This window comes from Neisseria sp. P0016.S008 (genome assembly GCF_051957775.1).
In the GTDB taxonomy this organism is placed as follows: Bacteria; Pseudomonadota; Gammaproteobacteria; order Burkholderiales; family Neisseriaceae; genus Neisseria; species Neisseria flavescens_B.
The window spans coordinates 344,062-363,938 of sequence record NZ_JBQCWB010000001.1 but is presented as its reverse complement, the minus strand read 5'-3'; the positions used below and the strand labels follow the sequence as shown (position 1 = coordinate 363,938).

The following is a 19,877-nucleotide window of genomic DNA, read 5'->3' as shown; positions in this document are numbered from 1 at the left end:
AAATCTGTATTAAGATTCAGATATTGGTAAAACAGGCAGAATGCAATGAGTGAGACATTGGAGCGGCAGGCCGTAGAGGCCGGTATTGATTTAGGCTACCACGACATCAACGGAACATATCATGCGACCAAACCTGAAGTTTTGGAATCGATCGTTGCTGTTTTGGACAAAAGCAAACCGGATTCAGACGGCCTTTATCTGAATACGATGGTCGCGCATGAAAACGGCGAAGAATCTTTACAGATGCCGTCTGAATTTCATGGTGCGGAAGCGGTCGTATTGATTGATGAGGCGGATGAGTGCCAGACCTTGATTTTATATCCGGGCGACAACGATACGCTTTGGATTAAACTGCCCCAACTGGCTTGCGGTTATTACACGTTGTCTGCCGAGACCGGCGGCGGATGTCGCCTTGTACGCCTGATTGTTGCGCCTGAATCGGTTTACCAACCCAAACTGCTTGCTAATGGTGGTCGGATGAATGGTTTGACCATGCATTTGTACAGCCTGCGTTCCGAGCGTAACTGGGGCATAGGCGACTTTACCGATTTGCTGAACCTGATGAAATATGCGGCGGAGAAAAAGCTGGATTTTGTCGGTATCAACCCTTTGCACGCCTTGTTTACCAGCAAGCCTGCCTTTGCCAGCCCGTATAGCCCTTCTTCGCGCGAATGGCTTAATCCGATTTACTTGGATATCGAGAAAGTCGGGGCGTTTACTTATAACGAGCAACTGAAAAACTGGCTGGCACAACCAAAAATCCGTCAGCGTATTGCCGCTTTGCGTGTTACGGAAACGGTGATTTATACGGCGGTTTGGGCATGCAAATGTGATGCGCTGCACATGGCGTTTAACGCGTTTGAACAAGATACTTGCGAAGCTGCGGCAAATGAACGCGCTGCATTTGAAGCATTTGTATTAGAAAAAGGCAAAGCTTTGCAAGGCTTCGGTTTGTTTGAGGCTTTGGACCAGTATTACAGCCGTCCCGGACAAGTGGGTTGGCAGTCGTGGCCGTCTGAATTTCATCAGCCTGATGGCGAAGCAGTAGAAAAATTCGCGCGCAGCCATGAACGTGAAATCCGTTTTTATATGTGGCTGCAATGGCTTTGCGCGGAGCAGTTGCAAGAAGTCAACAAAGCCGCTGCCGAATACGGTGTCAAACTCGGTATTTACGGCGATTTGGCGGTCGGCGTGGCGCGCGGCAGTGCGGATACTTGGTTCAACCGCCAAGATTATTGTATGGACGTATCGGTTGGTGCGCCGCCCGATCCTTTGGGGCCGACTGGGCAGAATTGGAATTTACCGCCGCTTAATCCGTCGATGTTGAAACATACGGGCTATGAAAAGTTTGCCCATTTGTTGCGCGAAAACATGCGTCTGTATGGCGTGTTGCGGATTGATCATGTGATGGCATTGTGTCGTTTGTGGTGGGTTTTAAACGATAAAACAGCAGATTTCGGCGCATATGTGCATTACGACGCCGAAGTGACTTTCGCCATTTTGGCTTTGGAAAGCCAGCGTAACCGTTGCGTCATCATCGGCGAGGATTTGGGAACGGTACCCGATCAAGCGCGTTATCTGCTCAACCGCTATCAAGTGTTTTCCTACAAAGTGATGTATTTCAGCAAGGGCTGGAACGGTTTTCAATTACCTGAAGAATACCCCGAGCAGGCGATTACGGTTATCAGTACCCACGATGTCGCACCGCTGGCAGGTTATTGGATAGGCAAAGATTTGGATACGATGTTCAAACTCGGTACTTTGCCTGATGCAGCCGCTTTTCAGACGGCCTTGGATGAGCGCGAACACGATAAAGCCGATTTGCTGGACAAATTGAAATATACCGGCTGTCTGGGTGCGGACGTGCAAATACCGGCAAAAGCCGATGAAACCTTGCTGGCGGCTTTGCACAAATACGGCGCATTGAGTCGCAGCAAGCTTTACGCCGTACAACTGGAAAACTTGCTGGGCGTCATTGACAATTTGAATGTCCCTGGCGTAACGGACGGCTATCCGAACTGGGCGCAAAAAATGCCGGTTTCTTTGGAAGATTTCCCACAACACCGCCTTATGGGCGGCCAAATTGCCATTATTGACGAGGTACGCATGAAAACAAACAGCCAAATCAAGGCTTATCATGAACTTGACCAAATCGAGCGCGATACGGTCGAAAGCCTGTTTCTTGCCACCCACAGCGACTTGTTCGCTTATCTGGGACGACACCGCCTTGCAGAGGGCGATGAAGTGGTGCGCGTTTTGATTCCCGGCGCAGTAAGCGTGGATATTGTGAACCGCCGCAGTGGCGAACTCATCGTGCCGTCTGAAAAAATTGATGAACGCGGTTTCTTTGTGGCTGTTTTGCCCGATGATGCGCCCGATTACGCTTTGAGTATCCGTTATACCGAAGATTCCGAGCCTGTGATTGAAGAAGACCCTTATCATTTCAGCTCTGCATTGCAAGACATGGATTCCTGGCTGTTGGCCGAAGGCAAGCACCTGCGTCCTTATGAGGCTTTAGGTGCGCATTTTGCCGAGTTGGACGGCGTGAAGGGCGTACGTTTTGCCGTCTGGGCGCCAAATGCGCAACGCGTTTCCGTTATCGGCGAGTTCAACAACTGGGACGGCCGTCGCCATGTGATGCGTTTCCACCGCGACAACGGCATTTGGGACATCTTTATTCCGGCAGTCAAACTCAATGCCCTCTACAAATTTGAAATCCGCGATGCCAACGGCGATGTACGCGAAAAAGCCGACCCGTATGCTTTCGGTGCGGAACTGCGCCCGACTACGGCATCTATCGTGCGCGGTTTGCCTGACGAAGTGGAAGAACCGGCTTTCCGCGCCCGTGCCAACGCCATTGATGCGCCGATCAGCATTTATGAAGTGCATTTGGGTTCATGGAAACGCAATCCGGAAAACAACTTCTGGCTGACTTACGAAGAGCTCGCCAAAGAGCTGGTGGCATACGTCAAAGACATGGGCTTTACCCATATCGAGTTCCTACCTGTTTCCGAATATCCGTTTGACGGCTCATGGGGCTATCAGGCAACCGGTTTGTATGCGCCGACCAGCCGTTTCGGTTCGCCGGAAGAATTGCGCGCATTGATTAAAGCCGCGCACGACGAGGGCATCAGCGTTATCCTCGACTGGGTAGTCGGCCATTTCCCGACTGATGATCACGGTCTGGCCAAGTTTGACGGCACCGCATTGTATGAACACGCCGACCCGCGCGAAGGCTACCATCAAGACTGGAACACCCTGATTTACAACTTTGGCAGGAACGAAGTGAAAAACTTCCTGCAAGGCAATGCCCTGTATTGGATAGAGCGTTTCGGCTTTGACGGTATCCGCGTTGATGCGGTTGCTTCGATGATTTACCGCAACTATTCGCGCAAAGACGGCGAGTGGATTCCGAACCAATACGGCGGCCATGAAAACCTTGAAGCCATCGCTTTTCTGCGCGATACCAACACCATGTTGAAAGAGGAAGTTCCGGCAGCGACTGAAATCGCCGAAGAATCTACTTCGTTTGCCAATGTGACCCGCCAAGAAGGTTTGAACTTCAGCTTCAAATGGAATATGGGCTGGATGAACGATACTTTGCGTTACATGATGGAAGACCCCATCAACCGCAAATACCATCACAACAAAATGACCTTCGGCATGATGTACCAGTACAGTGAAAACTTTGTCCTGCCACTTTCACATGATGAAGTCGTGCACGGCAAACGTTCGCTGCTCGGACGTATGCCAGGCGACTGTTGGCAACAATTTGCCAACCTGCGTGCCTACTACGGCTTTATGTACGGCTTCCCCGGCAAAAAACTCTTGTTTATGGGCAATGAGTTTGCACAAGGCCGCGAGTGGAACTACAACGAAGGACTGGATTGGTTCCTGCTGGAGCAAGAGGGTGGCTGGCACAAAGGCGTACAAGACTTCGTACGCGAGTTGAACCATGTCTATAAAGACACTGCGCCGCTTTACCAACTGGACCAATGGCCTGAAGGCTTTGAATGGCTGGTTGCCGATGACGGCGACAATTCCGTATTTGTCTTCGAGCGCCGCGACCGTGAAGGCAACCGCGTTATCGTCATCAGCAACTTCACGCCTGTGGTACGCGAAGGCTACCGCTTTGGTGTGAATTCTGCCGGCGAATACCGCGAAATCCTCAACTCAGACGACCTGCATTACAAAGGCAGCGGCGTTTCTGCCGGCGCAACGGTAGAGACAGAAGAAGTTTGGTCGCATGGCAAACCAAATTCCCTGTCTGTTACCGTACCGCCGTTGGCAACCGTTTACCTGTATCAGGCGGCAGTCAAAGACGAAGCGTAAATCAACTTTGAGGATGGGTATCGTTCCTGCCTAATCAGCTGAAAATTAAAAGATAGTGATATCAATATGATTCAAGGCCGTCTGAAAGATTTTCAGACGGCCTTATATTGGACACGAAACCAAATACATACCAAGGAATCATTCTATGACTGCCAAATCATGGCATATCGAGGAAGGCAAGCCTTATCCCATGGGCGCGACCCTGACAAGCAAGGGTACGAATTTCACCTTGTTTTCCATCAATGCCGAAAAGGTCGAATTGTGTCTGTTTGATAAAGATAAAGATAAAGAAACCCGTTTGGAGATGCCTTCGCGGCGCGGTTCGGTATTTTACGGATTTGTGCCGGACGTTAAGGCAGGACAGCGATACGGTTTTCGCGTGTATGGACGTGAAAACGCAGAATACGGCTCATGTTTTAATCCCAACAAATTGCTGATTGACCCGTATTCCAAAAAAATTGACGGCAAACCAAGCTACCGTACCGCTGAAGAAATGGCATGGTTCAGACCGGAAGATGAGCGCGACAATGCCGCTGTTGCGCCGAAAAGCGTCGTGATCGGACGCAGCCGATTTAATTGGGCCAAAGATTGCCGTCCGGAAATACCGTGGGGCAAAACCGTTATTTATGAAGCCCATGTCAAAGGGTTTACCAAGCAGTTCCCCGATTTGAAATATGCAGGTACTTATAAAGCCTTGAGTGATAAACGGGTTTTGGCCTATCTGCAAGAGTTGGGGGTAACGACGGTCGAGCTACTGCCGATTCATTATCATCTGGATGAATACCATCTTCAGCAGATGGGTTTGAGCAATTATTGGGGTTACAACACTTACTCCCATTTTGCCGTTGAGCCGTCTTATGCCGATAATCCCGAGCGTGCGGCGGCAGAGCTGAAACAAGCAGTTAAAGCCCTGCATCAGGTGGGTTTGGAAGTGATTTTGGATGTCGTGTACAACCACACGGCAGAGCAGGACGACAAAGGCCCGATGCTGTGTCAGCGCGGTATCGACAACACTTTATGGTATTGGCACACCCCTTACGGCAATTATGAAAACTGGTCGGGTTGCGGCAATACGCTCAATATTGTCCGGAGAGACGTTACCCGTTGGGCGGCAGACAGCCTGCGCTATTGGGCTGAAGAGTTTCATATCGACGGCTTCCGTTTCGACTTGGGAACCGTATTGGGACGCGAACCTGATTTCCAATCGTACGGCCGTTTTTTCCAAGTCCTGTATCAAGACCCGGTTTTGGCCGGTTTGAAACTGATTGTCGAAGCATGGGACATCGGCGAGGGCGGCTATCACTTGGGCAATTTCCCGCAACCTTTTGCTGAATGGAACGGCCGTTTCCGCGATGATATGCGCGCGTTTTGGTCATGGGAAAGCGGCAATTTGGGCGCATTTGCCGAACGCTTGGCCGGGTCGTCCGATATTTTCAACCACAGCGGCCGCCACCCGTCTGCCAGTATCAACTTCATCACTGCACACGACGGCTTCACTCTGCGCGATTTGGTCAGCTACAACGAAAAACACAACGAAGCCAACGGCGAAAACAACCGTGACGGGCATAATGAAAACATCAGCTACAACCACGGCGTAGAAGGCGAAACCGATGATGAAGAGGTTTTGCTCAACCGCGAATACACCTCCAAAGCGTTGCTTGCCTCCTTATTTTTATCCAACGGTACGCCCATGCTGTTGGCCGGCGATGAGTTCGGCAACAGTCAGCAAGGCAACAACAACAGCTACTGCCAAGATAATCCGATTACATGGTTGGATTGGCAAAATGAGTCCCATGTATTGCAAAATTACACTCAAGAGTTGATACGTGTTCGCAGCCAAATCAAGCTGCTGACAGATGATTGTTGGTGGGAAAAAGAGCGTGTGCAATGGCTCAATGCCGATAGCAGCCCGATGACCGAATATTGTTGGCACAACAGGGGCAGTAAGGCGATTCAGATTATTTTGGACGATGAATGGCTGCTGCTGGTAAATGCCAAACGTAGTCGTCAGTTATTTAACCTGCCTCAAGGTAATTGGGAAATTTCTTGCGTACCATCAGAGAAATTTAATTACGAAGAATCAGGAAAATGTGTTGTTGAGCATATGGGGATTTGGATTTTACATAAAATAAATTAAATGAGAATCAAACTATTGGTTGATTAACTCTTTGATATTTTGTCGATATTTGTTCATTTTTGGCTTGGTGGTATAAATTGAAAATGCCGATAAGATGATGAATGGTTTAATTGTTAATTGAATGTTTTATAAAGAAAAATATATCCTTTTTTTGAATCTTTCCGCTATAATCTCCTTAGTTTGTAACAAATCTACGCACCATTCTTTTCAGACGGCCTGTTGCCGTTGTCAGGCCGTCTGAAAACCGAGTTTCGTTGTTTTTAATAAAACCATCAGGCGCGTTGTCCAGTGCCTCACGCTAGAGAAAGGCTTCCATGGCTAAGAAAAAACTCCCCATCTCCGGTTACGATTATGTAATGCCTAAACCGGACGCCGAAACCATCCGCAAGTCCATCGTTTACAAGCTGATTTTCATCTTGGGCGTCGATCCTAAAGAAGCAACTTCACACCAATGGCTCAACGCCGCCATGCTTGCCGCGCGTGACCTGATTGCGGAAGATTTCCTCAAAACACGCCGCGCCCACATCGACAACAGCAAACGCATGGTTTATTACCTATCTATGGAATTCCTACTCGGCCGTTCGTTTGTCAACGCGCTGATTAACGAAGGCGTTTATGCCGAGTTTGAAGAAGCCTTCAAGCAACTGGGCAAAGAATTTGCCGATGTCTGCGAACAAGAAGAAGATCCGGGTTTGGGTAACGGCGGTTTGGGCCGTCTGGCCGCCTGCTTCCTCGACTCATTGGCAACCCTGCGCATTCCTGCTATGGGCTACGGCATCCGTTACCAATACGGTATGTTCAAACAAGAAATCGTGGACGGCCAACAAGTTGAAAAACCCGATTTGTGGCTCGACCAAGATTTAGCATGGCAGTTTGCCCGTCCGAACAAACAATATTCCGTCCGTTTCGGCGGCCAAGTATTGAACTTGGGCAACAAAAAAGAATGGCAGCCGAGCGAAGAAATCTCCGCTTGGGCATACGATGAAATTATTCCGGGCTATGGCGGCGAATGTGCCAACCCATTGCGCTTGTGGACTGCGCACGCAGGCAACCTGTTCGATCTTGCCGACTTTAACCGAGGCGACTATGCCTCTGCCGTTCGCGCACAAAACAGCGACGAAAACATCTCGCGCGTCCTCTATCCTAACGACTCTACCGATTCCGGCCGCGAATTGCGCCTGAAACAAGAATACTTCTTGGTTTCCGCTTCCGTTCAAGATATTGTTGCACGCCACAAATGCCGTTTCCCAAGCATCCGCACGCTGGCGGACGAAGTCGCCATCCACTTGAACGACACCCATCCGGTACTCGCCATTCCAGAATTGATGCGCATCCTGATTGACGAAGAAGGCATCGAATGGACTGAAGCATGGAATATGTGCTGTAAGATTTTCTCTTACACCAACCACACATTGATGAGCGAAGCCTTGGAAACCTGGCAGGTTGACCTGATGGGCCGTCTGCTGCCGCGCCATTTGGACATCATCTTTGAAATCAACGCCTACTTCCTCAATGCCTTACGCGCCATCGGCAACTTCGACGACGACTTTGTCCGCCGCGTATCCATCATTGACGAAACCCACGGCCGTCGCGTCCGCATGGCATGGCTTGCCGTGATCGGTTCGCACAAAGTCAACGGCGTGGCCAAAATCCACTCCGATTTGATGACCACATCCATCTTCGCCGACTTTGCCAAAGTATTCCCGGAACGCTTTACCAACGTAACCAACGGCGTAACCCCGCGCCGCTGGATCAACATCGCCAACCCGGGCCTGACCAAATTCTTGGACAAACATCTGGGAAACGAAGACTGGCGCCTGCATTTGGACAACCTGACCAAGCTCAACGACAAAGTGGACGATGCCTCCGTACAGGCAGAGTTCGGCGCAGTGAAAAAAGCCGCCAAAGAGCGCCTTGCCAAATACATCGAAACCGAGCTGGGCATCAAGGTCAATACCGATGCACTTTTCGACATCCAAATCAAACGTATACACGAGTACAAACGTCAAGCCTTGAACGTGATGCACATCGTCGACCGCTACAACAAAATCCTGGAAAACCCGGATTTTGATTGGCAGCCGCGCGTGTTCATCTTTGCCGGTAAAGCCGCATCCGCCTATTACATGGCGAAGAAAATCATCCGACTGATTAACGACGTTGCCAAAGTCATCAACAACGACCCCCGTATCCGCGACCTGATTAAAGTTGTGTTCATCCCGAACTACAGCGTCAGCCTCGCCCAAATCATCATCCCTGCCGCCGATTTGCACGAACAAATCTCACTGGCGGGTACAGAAGCATCCGGCACCAGTAACATGAAATTCGCCCTCAACGGCGCGCTTTGCATGGGTACGCTGGACGGCGCGAACGTTGAGATTTTGGAAAAAGTCGGCGCGGACAACTGCTATATCTTCGGTAACACCGTCGAGCAAGTCGAAGAAATCCGTCGCAACGGTTACGACCCGTTGAGCTATATCGAGCGAGACAGCGACCTGCGCCGCGTCGTCAACCAAATCAGCCAAGGCACTTTCTCTCCGGAAGAGCCAAACCGCTACAACGACGTGTTGCAACCATACGGCGACTTCTATCAACTGATGGCCGATTTCCGCAGCTACATCGACACGCAATACAAAGCGGACGAACACTACCGCAACGTATCCGCATGGCGCAAATCAGCCTTGATCAATATCGCCAACATGGGCTTCTTCTCATCCGACCGCTCCATCGCCGACTACTGCCGCGATATTTGGTACATCAAACCATTGAGCGAAAAAGAATTGCCCAGCAGAAATTAAGCGTTAAGCAGATAGCGAAAGCCGATACATCGGAAAGGTGTATCGGCTTTTTTTCAGACGGCATGAGATAGAAACGAGTAAAACAGTATGGTTATATTTATTACTGTTTTAGCGTATTTCAAATGACTCAATTTAAAATCGGTATTTAAAATTTAGTAGCCATTCATTCTGACGGTAGCGGTAATGTGCTGTATTGCTATGGGAGATTGAGCGTCTAAAACGAAATTCAGGATACACACCTTTAAGGTTCCACTGCGGAAAGCCTACAGCGGCTATCATGATGTATTGATTGTCGCGTCGCCGTCTGTTGTCGCTGACAAAACTTGCAGCATCATAAAGACTGCGGCGGTGAAGCAGGATGGTGTTGAGGTAAGTACCGCTTGAAAAAAAACTATATGCGCCCAGCCGTGTCGTATATTCCTTGCTGGAAGAAGATTTTTCGGGATAGGCTTTGCGTGTTACATCAAAGTTGGCGAACAGGCCGCTTTGGGGTGTGAGAGAAAATTCTGCCCCTACGCCCAGTTCGTATTGCTTATAGTCGGCAAAGTAATCTTTGTTTTGTCCACTGTATCCGGTCTTTTTTGCTCCGGCATGTGAGTTAATACGCCAGCGAGGGGAAAGTGTGCGTGACCAGTTGACATCCGCGCCCCATGCGCGGTAGTGGGTGTGGTGGTTGCGGAAATCATATTCGAAATAGGGTAGCAGAGAAAAGGAGGAGTGTGTGTCGGCATAGGCATATCCCGCGTACAGCGAACCGTTGTGATAGCTGTAATCCGGCATGGCCGCCGAATCTTTGTCTTTTTCCGTGTAGCGGTTGCCGTACAGGACACCGCGCACCTGTACACCATGATGCCCTTTGAGCGGGACGGTTTTTTCAGCGGTCGCGCTATAGGATAAGAAGGTTGAATCCGTTGGCGCAGGCAGGGTGCGCTCCATCAGGCACATGCCCGCGATTTCCCACACGCATTGGTTGATGCCGTTGCCTTGGTTTACATTGCTGTTGTAGCCGTAGCCGAGACCGATTTGGCCGTGCCAGTGGCGGCGTTTGCCCAGTTCGGATAGGTAGTTTTCCACGATGGGGCGGGTTTCAGCAGGAATATCTGTTTTCAGAACTTTTTCAAATGCGGCAGCGGACTCTTTGTTTTGGTTGTCTTCGGCATAAAACCGCCCCGCTTCGAGCAGCAGGCGTAGGTTGTCGGGTTCGGCTTCCAAGGCCGTCTGAAAACTGTTCCCTGCCGCGCGGAAATTCCCTTCGTCCCGTTTTTGCAGCGCATCGGCCAAATGAATCAGCGCGGGTTTATGCTGGGGCAGTTTGGCGTAGCGGGCAGCGAACTGGCGCACCTTGTGCCACTGCCGCGCGTTGAGGGCGTGGTAAATCGCGCTTTCCAGCTCTTCCGCCGTATCGCCGACTTGATAGACTGTACCGTCTATCATGATGTAGCCGTCGTTTTCCCCCACTTCACCGCGTGCCTGTTCCGTGTCCAGCCAGCCGCTTTCGCGGTATTGCTGCGTTTGGCGGCTGCTTTCGTCCAGCAGGCGGCGGCGTTCGTCCGCGGCATCGTCGGACGGAGCGGCAAGGCAGACCGTACAGAGCGGTAGAAAAAGCAGGCAGAAGTGGTGTTTCATGGGATGGGGTCCTTTGGGCGGAGAGGCCGTCTGAAAGAAGTCGGATTTGATAAAACCAAAGCGGGATGCAGACTATGGTCAAGCTGCATCCCGTTGTATTCTTGACAATTTGGGCTTATTATTTGCGGCCGCCGAAGGCTACATCTTTATCCGCCCCCGCGCGATCCACGATACCGGCCAAGGCTTCCGCACCGTTGCCGTAGAAACGGCCGGTAATATGTTCGTTTGCCTTGCCGTTGTCAAATGTGCCGTTGCTCCGAATATTGGTACCGGCGAAGTTTACACTGTCGCCTGGACGGGAGATACTACCTGTCAGTGAACCTGACCCTGTTCCGTAGTTGGCGGTAAGTGTACCGGTATAGAAATCGTTGCGGCCGGGAGTGTGTTTGTTCACGCCCAATACATTGTATTTAGCATTAACGAGTTTCGGCATATTTCGGGTCGGATTGTCGCCCACATACCAAACGGTGCGTTTGCCATCCGCCATATTCAAATCGGTGCTGTTGTCAGACGGGTTGCCCTTGCGTGGTGCCCATTCGCCGAAGAACACGTTGCCGTCGCTGCCGTTCATACCCGGCACCTTGGCGATGACCAGGCCGCCGAATTTGGGTGCGGCGGGAATGGCCGGGTTGGCCATCTGGCGCACGCTGTACACTTCGGTGTTGTGGGCGCGGTTTTCATACCACACCTGTCCCAACGGCGGATTATAGAACCAGCCGATTACCGGTTTCACATCCTTTAAGGTCAGATAATGCGGATTGCGCGTGCCGTCCACATTAGCATAGGGGTTATTGCCGTTAATCGGAACTTTCTGTGTGCCCTGTTTATATTTGATACCGATATGTTTAACCGGGCCGTTTTCCAGATTGATGGAGTTTGACCAACTATGGCCGTTGTCGGTACTGAATGCCAAGCCTGCCTTGCCTTTACCAAAAGGCTGACTATCGGATTCACCGGGTTTGACTGTTGTTGGCTTCTTGTCTATGTTCGTTTGACTTGAACCACCTTCTGGAGCGGCGACGGCTACGCCAAAAACGCCGCACAGCGTCGCGGCCAACAGGGTTTGTTTGAAGATAGACATAATAAGTCTCCTTTTTAACATTAAGTGAATAACAACAAACATCCGCTTTATTGCCGCCGGCTGGCGGAAAAAACGGCAAAAAGCCTTCCCCTGCGGGGCGGTTTGGTTTGTGTATCCCTATGTCCGGCGCGTTTGCCGCGCCTGTCGTTATCCGTCCGGCTAAAATTTCGCCGTCAGCCCGAAGGTAACCGTCCTGCCCGGCCCGGGGGCGGGCACGTTACTCATCGGGTCGAGGTAGTAGCGGTTGGTCAGGTTGGTGATGCCGAGATTGACGTTGAGATTTTTGTGTACCTGATAGCGGCCGTACACGTCCCATGTCAGCGAGGGGTTCCAATGGTAGGGCTTGCCGGTGCTGTTGAAGATATGCCCCAAACCCCGCTTCAGCAGTTGGTCGTATTGCTTGGTGTTGACGCGGCTGTGGTAGATGCCGCGCAGGCCGAATTCGAGTTTCTCGCCCAAGGCGCGCATGCCCGCATCAAGGTTGACCGAATACTTCGGCTGAAGTGCCTGGTAGCCGCGTGTGCTGCCGTAGCCTCCTTCAATGCAGACCGGTATGCCTGTGTAGCCGTAGGGGTCGAAATCGAAGGCCGTGTCGCGGTCGCACATCTGCTGTTTCAGGCGGTAGGTCGCGCCCAGCGCAGCGAAGAAGCGGCCGCTGTCGATGCGGCCCTGCCATTCCAGTCCGGCGGTATCCTTGCTGTCGTATTGCACGGTGCGAAAATGGTCGGTGGTCTCGATCACGTTCCGGATGCGGTTGCGGTAGTAGGTCAGGCGCATATCGCCTTGGCGCAGCCGGGCAAAGTGCGGTGCGAAGTTAAAGTTGTAGCCGATTTCCAGGCTGCGGCTGCGTTCCGGCTTAAAGCGGAAATTCGGTGCTTTGGGCGATCCGACATAGGCCAGGTCGTTGTAAAAGCTGCCGACTTCGTACACGCTGGGGAAGCGGGTCATCTGCGCGTAGCGTACGAACAGGCGGTTGTTGTCGGTCAGGTCGTAGCTGACGGCGACGGTCGGTGCCCAAGCATGGGCGCGTATCGGTTTGGGCTGCGCCCAGTATTGCTCTTCAGTGTAGTGTTTATTGATAATCTTATGTCCTGATCCGGTATCACCGCCGGTTTCCGGATAACCGACACCCATATTGGATAGTTTTCCTGCTTTGTAATGATCAAGACAGGTTGTTACGCTATTTCTTATACAGTTCTCAGAATTCCCCAACCCTGCCCAATATCGGTAATGTGACTGATTCAATCCCTGTGGATTGGCAACCTTTTCCTGATAATTTTTCACAAAATCATGGAAATGTTCGGGCAGCGAACCGCTGTCCAGCTTGCCGTTCACAAACGGCACATATACGGGGCGCACCCGGTACAACGGATGATTTTGAGAATTATTACCATAATAACCTGTACCGTCACCATAAGCAAGCCCGTCACTGCCGATATATTGATACTGGTCGTATACCTTATATTCCGAACTATTATACTCTTTCGGCAGTTTATAGCGTGCGCCGTGCGCCTGCATAGCCCGGTCGGCAGCGGCGATGGCGGCATCATCGCCTGACTGGTGGGCACGTCGGCTCTGTTCGGATACCGCGTCCCAATCGCGCCGCTCCCGATCGCCAACCAGATCGAAATATGGGATGTACACACCGTCCGAATAAGTGCCGCTGTCGCCACCTCCGGCCTGATAGCGTGGGTCGCGGCGGGCGCGGCCTTCGGCCAGGGCGGTATCGAAGCCCCTGAAGTTGTGGTAGCGGATGCCGGCGGAGATTTTCAAACGGTCGGTGGCCTGCCAGTCGAATACCAAGTTTGTTCCCCATTCGCGCCGTTTGCCACCGCGTGGGCCGGCGATTTTCGTCATGCCGGTGGCCATGCCGGCAAGATTGAACAAATCCTGAGAGTTAACCACATCCACTTCTTCCTCAAGCTTCTCGTTCTGATAGTCGGCGGACAGGGTCATGTTCAGGCGCGGGTGTAGGCGGAAGCGGTTGTTGAGGTCGAAGCCCGTACGGCTGACGCGGGTTTTCTGTTCTGCTCCGGAAAGCACACGGTATTGTCCGTTTTCGTTGGGCAGGATTTTCATCACTTCTTCTTTGCTCAAACCGTTGATGCCGTAATCGTTCAGCAGGCTGCCGCAGCTGCTGTAGTTGTCAGCATAATCTGGCGGAAGTTGTCCGCGTTTGGTACACCAGTACCAGGCATCGTAATAGGGGTCGGGGCGGGCGGCAGACAAATCCATGCCGCCGCTCTGGTGGCGGGTGGAGTTGGTTTTGATGCGCCACAAGTTGGCCTGCAGGTCTATCCAGCGGCTGTTTTCGGGCTTCCAGTCCCAGCCGAGTTTGTAGGTGTCGGTGCGGATATTGGAATTGATACTTTGCATCTGCGGCGACAATGATCTGGGGCGGCTGCTGGGGTTGTGCTCTTCCATATTCATCACATAGGTGGCGTGGAAGGGGTTGATTTCGCCGAAGCGCACATCGGTGCGCATATACTGCCAGCCGAGTTTATGGTTGCCAGGCAGATGCCAGTTGTTTTTCAGCAGCAGGGTTTTGGTCCTGATGTTGCTGTTGAACACTTCCACGCCGGGATGGTAGACCTTGGCCATATTGGGTACGAAGGTGGCGGAGTTTTTGCAGTCAAATTCGCTGCCGCCTTCATCGCCGCATTTTTGCAGGTCGTATACCGGATTGTGCAGGTAGCCTTCCGCACCCTTGCGTCCGGCAAAGTAGTTGCCCTTATTACGGTAGCTGTAGGCGGCCAGGCCGTCTGAAAGTTCGGTTTTGAAGGCGGCGGCGGCCATATAGCTGCGGTCATTGCTGAAACGCCAATTGTCGCGGCCGCTTTTATGTTTGGGCGGGGTCAGGCCGTCGGCCACCAAGGCCTGCGGGCTTTGTTTGCCGGTATGCGGGTCGACGCCGCCGCCCGCGCCGTCGGCCGTCGCGCCGAAGGGCAGGGTTCGGTAGTCTTCCCAGCCCAGCCATTGGTTGAGGTTGTTGGCCTGTTTGTTGCTGTTGTTGGAAAACTCGGTTTTCAGCTGGAAGCCGAATTTCTGCCCTTCCGGCACGATGTCGCCGGCTTCGATGGTGCGGATGGTTACCGCGCCGCCGACACCCGATTTCAAGCCGCGCGTGAGGGCGGGGCTTTTTTCCACCGCGATGCTGCGGAACAGGGCGGGGTCGAGGTAGTTGCGGTCGCCCACGCCGTAGTTGTTCATCCATACGTCGATAGTCTGCTCGGTGCCGTCAATGGTAACCGGGATGCGGCCCTTGCCGGTGATGCCGCGTATGTTGGGCGTAATCGCGCCGCCGGCGGTGCGGGTGTTCATGTTGTACACGCCGTTTAAGCCTTTGAGTACGTCGCCGGCGGATTGGACGCGGTAGCGTTCGAGGTATTCTTTGCCGACATAAGCGTTGGAGACGTTTTTGTAATACACGTCGTCCGCGCCTTTTTGGTCGTTGGTACGTTTGCCACTGACAACAACGGTATCCAATTCCTGGTATTGTTCTGGTTGAGCTGAGGTTTCGATGACATTAGCAACGGTTAATGTACTGAATGCGCTGGCAAGGCTGAGAATGATTATTTTGGGTTTGGGAGTAAAAGCAGACATAGTTTCTCTTTGTTAAGAATTTAATATAAGAGGTTAAAATACTCTTTTATATAAAAAATATAAAATTTTTAAATATTATTAATATTTATATAATAATTGATTATTCTTATTATTATTGAAATAATCTAATAAATAGTTGTTTTTATCATAATTTTGTTTGGATCATATTCAGATAAATAGAGATATGAAAAGGCCGTCTGAAAATTTTCAGACGGCCTTTTGTTTATTTGCTTTGAGAATCAATCAAGCAAGCAAGATTATTTTTCAGCTTCTTCAAAGCCGACGACTTCGAGGCCGAAGCCGGTGAGGCCGGTGAAGGATGACGGCTGACCGAGGACGCGCAGTTTTTTGACGTTGAGGCCGGCGAGGATTTGTGCGCCTATGCCGTAGCTTTTGCTGTCCCATTTGTAGGCTTGGTTTGCGCCTTTGGGCAGGGTGCGGTCGAGCAGGGTGGCGCCGTCTTCGGTACGGTGCAGGAGGATGACTACGCCGCTTTCGGCTTGTTGGATGCGCTCAAGGGCTTTAGGCAGTGACCATGAATGGCGTGGGTTGGCTTGGATGAAGTCCATGACGCTGAAGGGTTCGTGGACGCGGACGAGGGTTTCTTCGTCGGCGGTTGGTGTGCCTTTGACGAGGGCGAGGTGGGTTTCGCCGGAGAGTTTGTCGACGTAAACGTGTTGTTGGAACTCGCCCCACGGGGTTTGTACGGGTGCGTTGCCCATGTCTTCGAGCAGGCTTTCGGTACGGCTGCGGTATTCGATGAGGTCGGTAATGGTGCCGATTTTGAGGTTGTGTTCTTCGGCGAATTTCATCAATTCGGGCATACGCGCCATGGTGCCGTCGTCGTTGATGATTTCGCAGATGACGGCGGCGGGAATCAGGCCGTTCATTTGTGCCAGGTCAACGCCGGCTTCGGTGTGTCCGGCGCGGACGAGTACACCGCCTTTTTGGGCGCGCAGTGGGAAGATGTGGCCGGGTTGGACGATGTCTTCGGGTTTGGCGGATGGGGAAACGGCGGTTTGAATGGTCAGGGCGCGGTCGGCGGCGGAAATGCCGGTGGTGATGCCGTGGGCGGCTTCGATGGAGACGGTAAAGTTGGTGCCGTATTGCGCGCCGTTTTTCTGGGTCATCATGGGCAGGCCGAGTTTTTCGACCATTTCGCCGTCCATCGGCAGGCAGACCAGGCCGCGTGCGTTTTTGATCATGAAGTTGATGGCTTCGGGGGTAACGAATTGGGCGGCCATCAGCAAGTCGCCTTCGTTTTCGCGGTCTTCGGCATCGGTGATGATGACCATTTTACCGGCTTTGATGTCTGCTAGGATTTCGGGGATGGTGGAGATGTGGGACATGGTATTTCTTTCTTGGCTGATGGTGGGGGCGTGGCGGTCTTGATGGTCTTGATCCAGCCACATGTCGGGCATATTGGCTGCCTGCTCGATTTTTCGGGCTTTTTTCTCGCCGAAAGATTTGTTTTTCAGCAGGGCGGACAGCTCGCCTTGGTTGATGGCGATGGCTTGGGCAAACTTGGTTTGCTGGCCGTTGTGGTGTTGTGTTATCCATTGCCGCAGGTTGTGGCGGCGCAGGTCGGTGGTATTCATGATGGGAAGAAGTTGAATTGTGTGTAATGAATTGTAGTCTTGTCTTTACCAAAAGGCAAACTTTGTTTGCAGGGATTTTTTTATTACTTTTTGGTAATGAAATTTATTGTTTCAGACGGCCTGAATATGGCTTGAAATTGATGGTTTTGGGAGAATATGAGGAATGTTTTGATGATTATTTTAACGGGGGATGTTTGAAATGAAAATGTTTGGGCGCGGATTGGCCGTGCTGGTGTTGTGTGCGCTGACGGCTGCGGGTGGCTGGTTTTATGCCCTGCATGGTCAGAACGAAGAACATCAGGTTTTGTCCCGTGAGGGGGTTTTGATGCAGATTAAGCAGATGAACCGCTTGGAAAGTACGGCGTTTTATATCGATACGATTATCCGTACGGAGAAAAAAGGGGACTGGCGCAGGCTGTGGCAGGATTCGCAAAGCGGTATTTTTATTGTGCGCGGTAAGGTGTTGGCCGGTTTGGACTTGGACAAATTAGGCGCGGACAATGTCAATATTGTGGATGACAAAGTCTTAATCAGCCTGCCGGCGGTGGAAATTTTGAGCGTGGATTTGGAAAATATCGAAGTGTACGATATTCAGACCGGATCGTTTAATTTGCTGCCTATGGATAAGTCGGTATTTAAGACGGTGCAGGAAGAGGCGAGACGGCAGGTGTTGCAAAGCGCGTGTAAGGCTGAGATTTTGGAACATGCCAACCGTCAGGTGCAAATGCAGTTGGAAAACTTGTTTGCATTGACGCAGACGAAGGTATCCGTCTATCCGGCTGCGGTAGGGAAGTGCGGTTAAATAGATTGCTTGCAAAGATAAGGCCGTCTGAAAAATTTTCAGACGGCCTTTGTTTCATCAAGCCATTATCCGCGTCGTAAAACGGCAGTATTGATGTATTTTTGAATACCGATGGCAATGGCTTGGGCGCATTGTTGGCGGAATGATTCGCTGCTGAGCAGCCGCTCTTCGGTAGGGTTGGAGAGGAAGGCGGTTTCCACCAAAATGGACGGAACATCCGGCGCGCGGAGGACGGCGAAGTTGGCCTCGTCAACGCGGCCTTTGTGCAACTGGTTGAGCTTGCCTAATTCGGTCAAGACGGAATGGCCGAGCTTGCGGCTGTCGCGCAGGGTTGCGGTTTGGGTCATGTCTAAAATGGCGTTGTCGACATTGGGGTTGCCGCTGGTTTGTACGCCACCGATGGCATCGGCGTTGTTTTGGGTTTGGGCAAGGAATTTTGCCGCCGAGCTGGTCGCGCCTTTGGTATTGAGCATATACACGCCGGTACCGCGAGCGGACGGGCTGGTAAAGGCATCGGCGTGGATGGACACGAATACGTCGGCATTGCGTGCACGGCCTTTGGCAACGCGTACGCCCAATGGGATAAAGATGTCTTCGTTGCGCGTCATGAATACGTTGTAACCCAAGGCTTCGAGGCGTTTTTTGGTTTCGCGGGCGATGGAGAGTACGACGTTTTTCTCTTTGAGGCCGCTCGGGCCGATTGCGCCGGGGTCTTCGCCGCCATGCCCGGGGTCGATCATAATCACAGGACGGCGGTTGCCGCCGCTGCCGCGATTGCTTTTAGGGGCAGGGGTGTCGTATGCGATATTGGTATTCGGACGTTGTTTGGGGATATTGCCGTTGAGCAAGGCCATCATCGGGTCGTTGGCATCTGCGCCGTGCGGATAGAGGTCGATAACCAGACGGTTTTTGAAGTTGCCGACGGGTGCTAGTGCGAAGACTTGCGGATGGGTGCTTTGCTTGAGGTCGATGACGATACGCACGGTGCTGGGCGTATTTTGACCGGCGCGAATGCTGCGGATAAAAGGGTCGTTAGACAGCACTTTGCTGGAAATGCCTTGCAGGACGCTGTTGATTTCCGCACCTTGAATATCCACGACCAACCGGCTGGGGTTGTCCAACATAAAATGTTGGTATTTCATCGAGTGGTTGCTCTCAAGGGTAACGCGTGTGTAGGCGTTTGCCGGCCAAATGCGGACGGCAAGGAATTGCGCAGGAGAGGCCGGTTTGGCCAATGCGGCACCAACGGGCGTGAGGGTGAGAAATAGTCCTGTGCCTTGACGGAGAATGTGTCTTCTAGTTAATTTGACCATGATTCTAAACTTTTTCGGCCTTGGTTTGTGTGGGCGGAAAAGGTGCAGGTTCTGCCCTTATCGGTGTACGTTAATGTAATGGTAATGTCTGCCGGAGGCGTGAATTCCCCGCCTTGCTGCGGCCATTCGATGAGGCAGACGCTGTCGGGCGCAAACAATTCGTCCAAACCGGCATCTTCCCATTCCTCGGGCATGGTAAAGCGGTAGAGGTCGAAATGGTGGAGGGTGAATGTATCCAGCGGATAAGATTCGACAATGGTGTAAGTCGGGCTTTTGACTGCGCCCGTATGCCCAAGTCCGCGCAAAATCCCGCGTGTCAGCGTGGTTTTGCCTGCACCCAGCCCGCCTTCAAGATAGATGGTCAGCGGAGCGGAAAGTCGCTTGCTCCATTCTTCACCCAGTTTCAGGGTTGCTTCTTCATCGGGCAGAAAACGGGTGTACAGTCCGTTTGAGTGCATGGGAATAGGCCTTGTCGTTCAAAAGGCTTAATTATGATGGAATTGGCGGCGTTTGCAAACCTGATAGACGATAAAGTTAGATAAAGATAGTGTTGAGGCCGTCTGAAAACGGAATTCAGACGGCCTTTAATG

Annotated in this window: 10 protein-coding genes; 4 read left to right on the top strand and 6 right to left on the bottom strand. The window is 51.9% G+C overall.

All coding sequences use genetic code 11. The annotated features are described in order from the left end of the window. Positions 1-45 precede the first annotated feature (45 nt). The 3 genes from glgB (at position 46) to ACTHS8_RS01720 (ending at position 9,264) form a co-directional block, all read left to right on the top strand. Positions 46-4,332, top strand: a complete 4,287-nt coding sequence (glgB, locus tag ACTHS8_RS01730; protein ID WP_440372798.1) for a 1,4-alpha-glucan branching protein GlgB — start codon at positions 46-48, stop codon at positions 4,330-4,332. A 145-nt stretch (positions 4,333-4,477) separates the two neighbouring features. After that, positions 4,478-6,469 (top strand): glycogen debranching protein GlgX, encoded by a 1,992-nt coding sequence (gene glgX / locus ACTHS8_RS01725; RefSeq protein WP_440372797.1) that lies wholly within the window; start codon positions 4,478-4,480, stop codon positions 6,467-6,469. 314 nt (positions 6,470-6,783) lie between these two features. Continuing rightward, the gene (locus ACTHS8_RS01720; RefSeq protein ID WP_440372796.1) at positions 6,784-9,264 is read left to right on the top strand and encodes a glycogen/starch/alpha-glucan phosphorylase; all 2,481 of its coding nucleotides are present in this window, start codon (positions 6,784-6,786) and stop codon (positions 9,262-9,264) included. A gap of 132 nt (positions 9,265-9,396) precedes the next feature. On the opposite strand, the gene ACTHS8_RS01715 is transcribed toward ACTHS8_RS01720, so the two are convergent. From ACTHS8_RS01715 to ribBA, 4 genes are all read right to left on the bottom strand, one after another. After that, positions 9,397-10,890: a surface lipoprotein assembly modifier gene (locus ACTHS8_RS01715; protein ID WP_440372795.1), complete on the bottom strand. Its 1,494-nt coding sequence runs from the start codon at positions 10,888-10,890 to the stop codon at positions 9,397-9,399. Positions 10,891-11,008: 118 nt separating this feature from the next. Then, positions 11,009-11,971 (bottom strand): Slam-dependent surface lipoprotein, encoded by a 963-nt coding sequence (locus ACTHS8_RS01710; RefSeq protein WP_371509159.1) that lies wholly within the window; start codon positions 11,969-11,971, stop codon positions 11,009-11,011. A 159-nt stretch (positions 11,972-12,130) separates the two neighbouring features. Beyond that, positions 12,131-15,574, bottom strand: a complete 3,444-nt coding sequence (locus ACTHS8_RS01705; RefSeq protein WP_440372794.1) for a TonB-dependent receptor domain-containing protein — start codon at positions 15,572-15,574, stop codon at positions 12,131-12,133. Between the two features lie 257 nt (positions 15,575-15,831). Then, positions 15,832-17,172: a bifunctional 3,4-dihydroxy-2-butanone-4-phosphate synthase/GTP cyclohydrolase II gene (gene ribBA / locus ACTHS8_RS01700; RefSeq protein ID WP_063076417.1), complete on the bottom strand. Its 1,341-nt coding sequence runs from the start codon at positions 17,170-17,172 to the stop codon at positions 15,832-15,834. Between the two features lie 190 nt (positions 17,173-17,362). Here ribBA and ACTHS8_RS01695 point away from each other — a divergent pair, with 190 nt between their 5' ends. Beyond that, positions 17,363-17,974, top strand: a complete 612-nt coding sequence (locus ACTHS8_RS01695) for a DUF4230 domain-containing protein (protein WP_079453784.1) — start codon at positions 17,363-17,365, stop codon at positions 17,972-17,974. A gap of 65 nt (positions 17,975-18,039) precedes the next feature. On the opposite strand, the gene ACTHS8_RS01690 is transcribed toward ACTHS8_RS01695, so the two are convergent. Then, entirely contained in the window at positions 18,040-19,287 is a 1,248-nt protein-coding gene (locus tag ACTHS8_RS01690) for an N-acetylmuramoyl-L-alanine amidase (RefSeq protein WP_049323515.1), read from the bottom strand. Beyond that, positions 19,275-19,745: a tRNA (adenosine(37)-N6)-threonylcarbamoyltransferase complex ATPase subunit type 1 TsaE gene (tsaE, locus tag ACTHS8_RS01685; RefSeq protein ID WP_440372793.1), complete on the bottom strand. Its 471-nt coding sequence runs from the start codon at positions 19,743-19,745 to the stop codon at positions 19,275-19,277. The genes ACTHS8_RS01690 and tsaE overlap by 13 nt, the downstream gene beginning before the upstream one ends. Positions 19,746-19,877: the final 132 nt, after the last annotated feature.

Coding starts and splice junctions, on each gene's coding strand:
- glgX (WP_440372797.1), top strand. CDS start 4,478: ATGACTGCCAAATCATGGCATATCGAGGAAGGCAAGCCTTATCCCATG.
- ACTHS8_RS01710 (WP_371509159.1), bottom strand. CDS start 11,971: ATGTCTATCTTCAAACAAACCCTGTTGGCCGCGACGCTGTGCGGCGTT.
- ACTHS8_RS01705 (WP_440372794.1), bottom strand. CDS start 15,574: ATGTCTGCTTTTACTCCCAAACCCAAAATAATCATTCTCAGCCTTGCC.
- ACTHS8_RS01720 (WP_440372796.1), top strand. CDS start 6,784: ATGGCTAAGAAAAAACTCCCCATCTCCGGTTACGATTATGTAATGCCT.
- tsaE (WP_440372793.1), bottom strand. CDS start 19,745: ATGCACTCAAACGGACTGTACACCCGTTTTCTGCCCGATGAAGAAGCA.
- ACTHS8_RS01695 (WP_079453784.1), top strand. CDS start 17,363: ATGTTTGAAATGAAAATGTTTGGGCGCGGATTGGCCGTGCTGGTGTTG.
- ribBA (WP_063076417.1), bottom strand. CDS start 17,172: ATGAATACCACCGACCTGCGCCGCCACAACCTGCGGCAATGGATAACA.
- glgB (WP_440372798.1), top strand. CDS start 46: ATGAGTGAGACATTGGAGCGGCAGGCCGTAGAGGCCGGTATTGATTTA.
- ACTHS8_RS01715 (WP_440372795.1), bottom strand. CDS start 10,890: ATGAAACACCACTTCTGCCTGCTTTTTCTACCGCTCTGTACGGTCTGC.
- ACTHS8_RS01690 (WP_049323515.1), bottom strand. CDS start 19,287: ATGGTCAAATTAACTAGAAGACACATTCTCCGTCAAGGCACAGGACTA.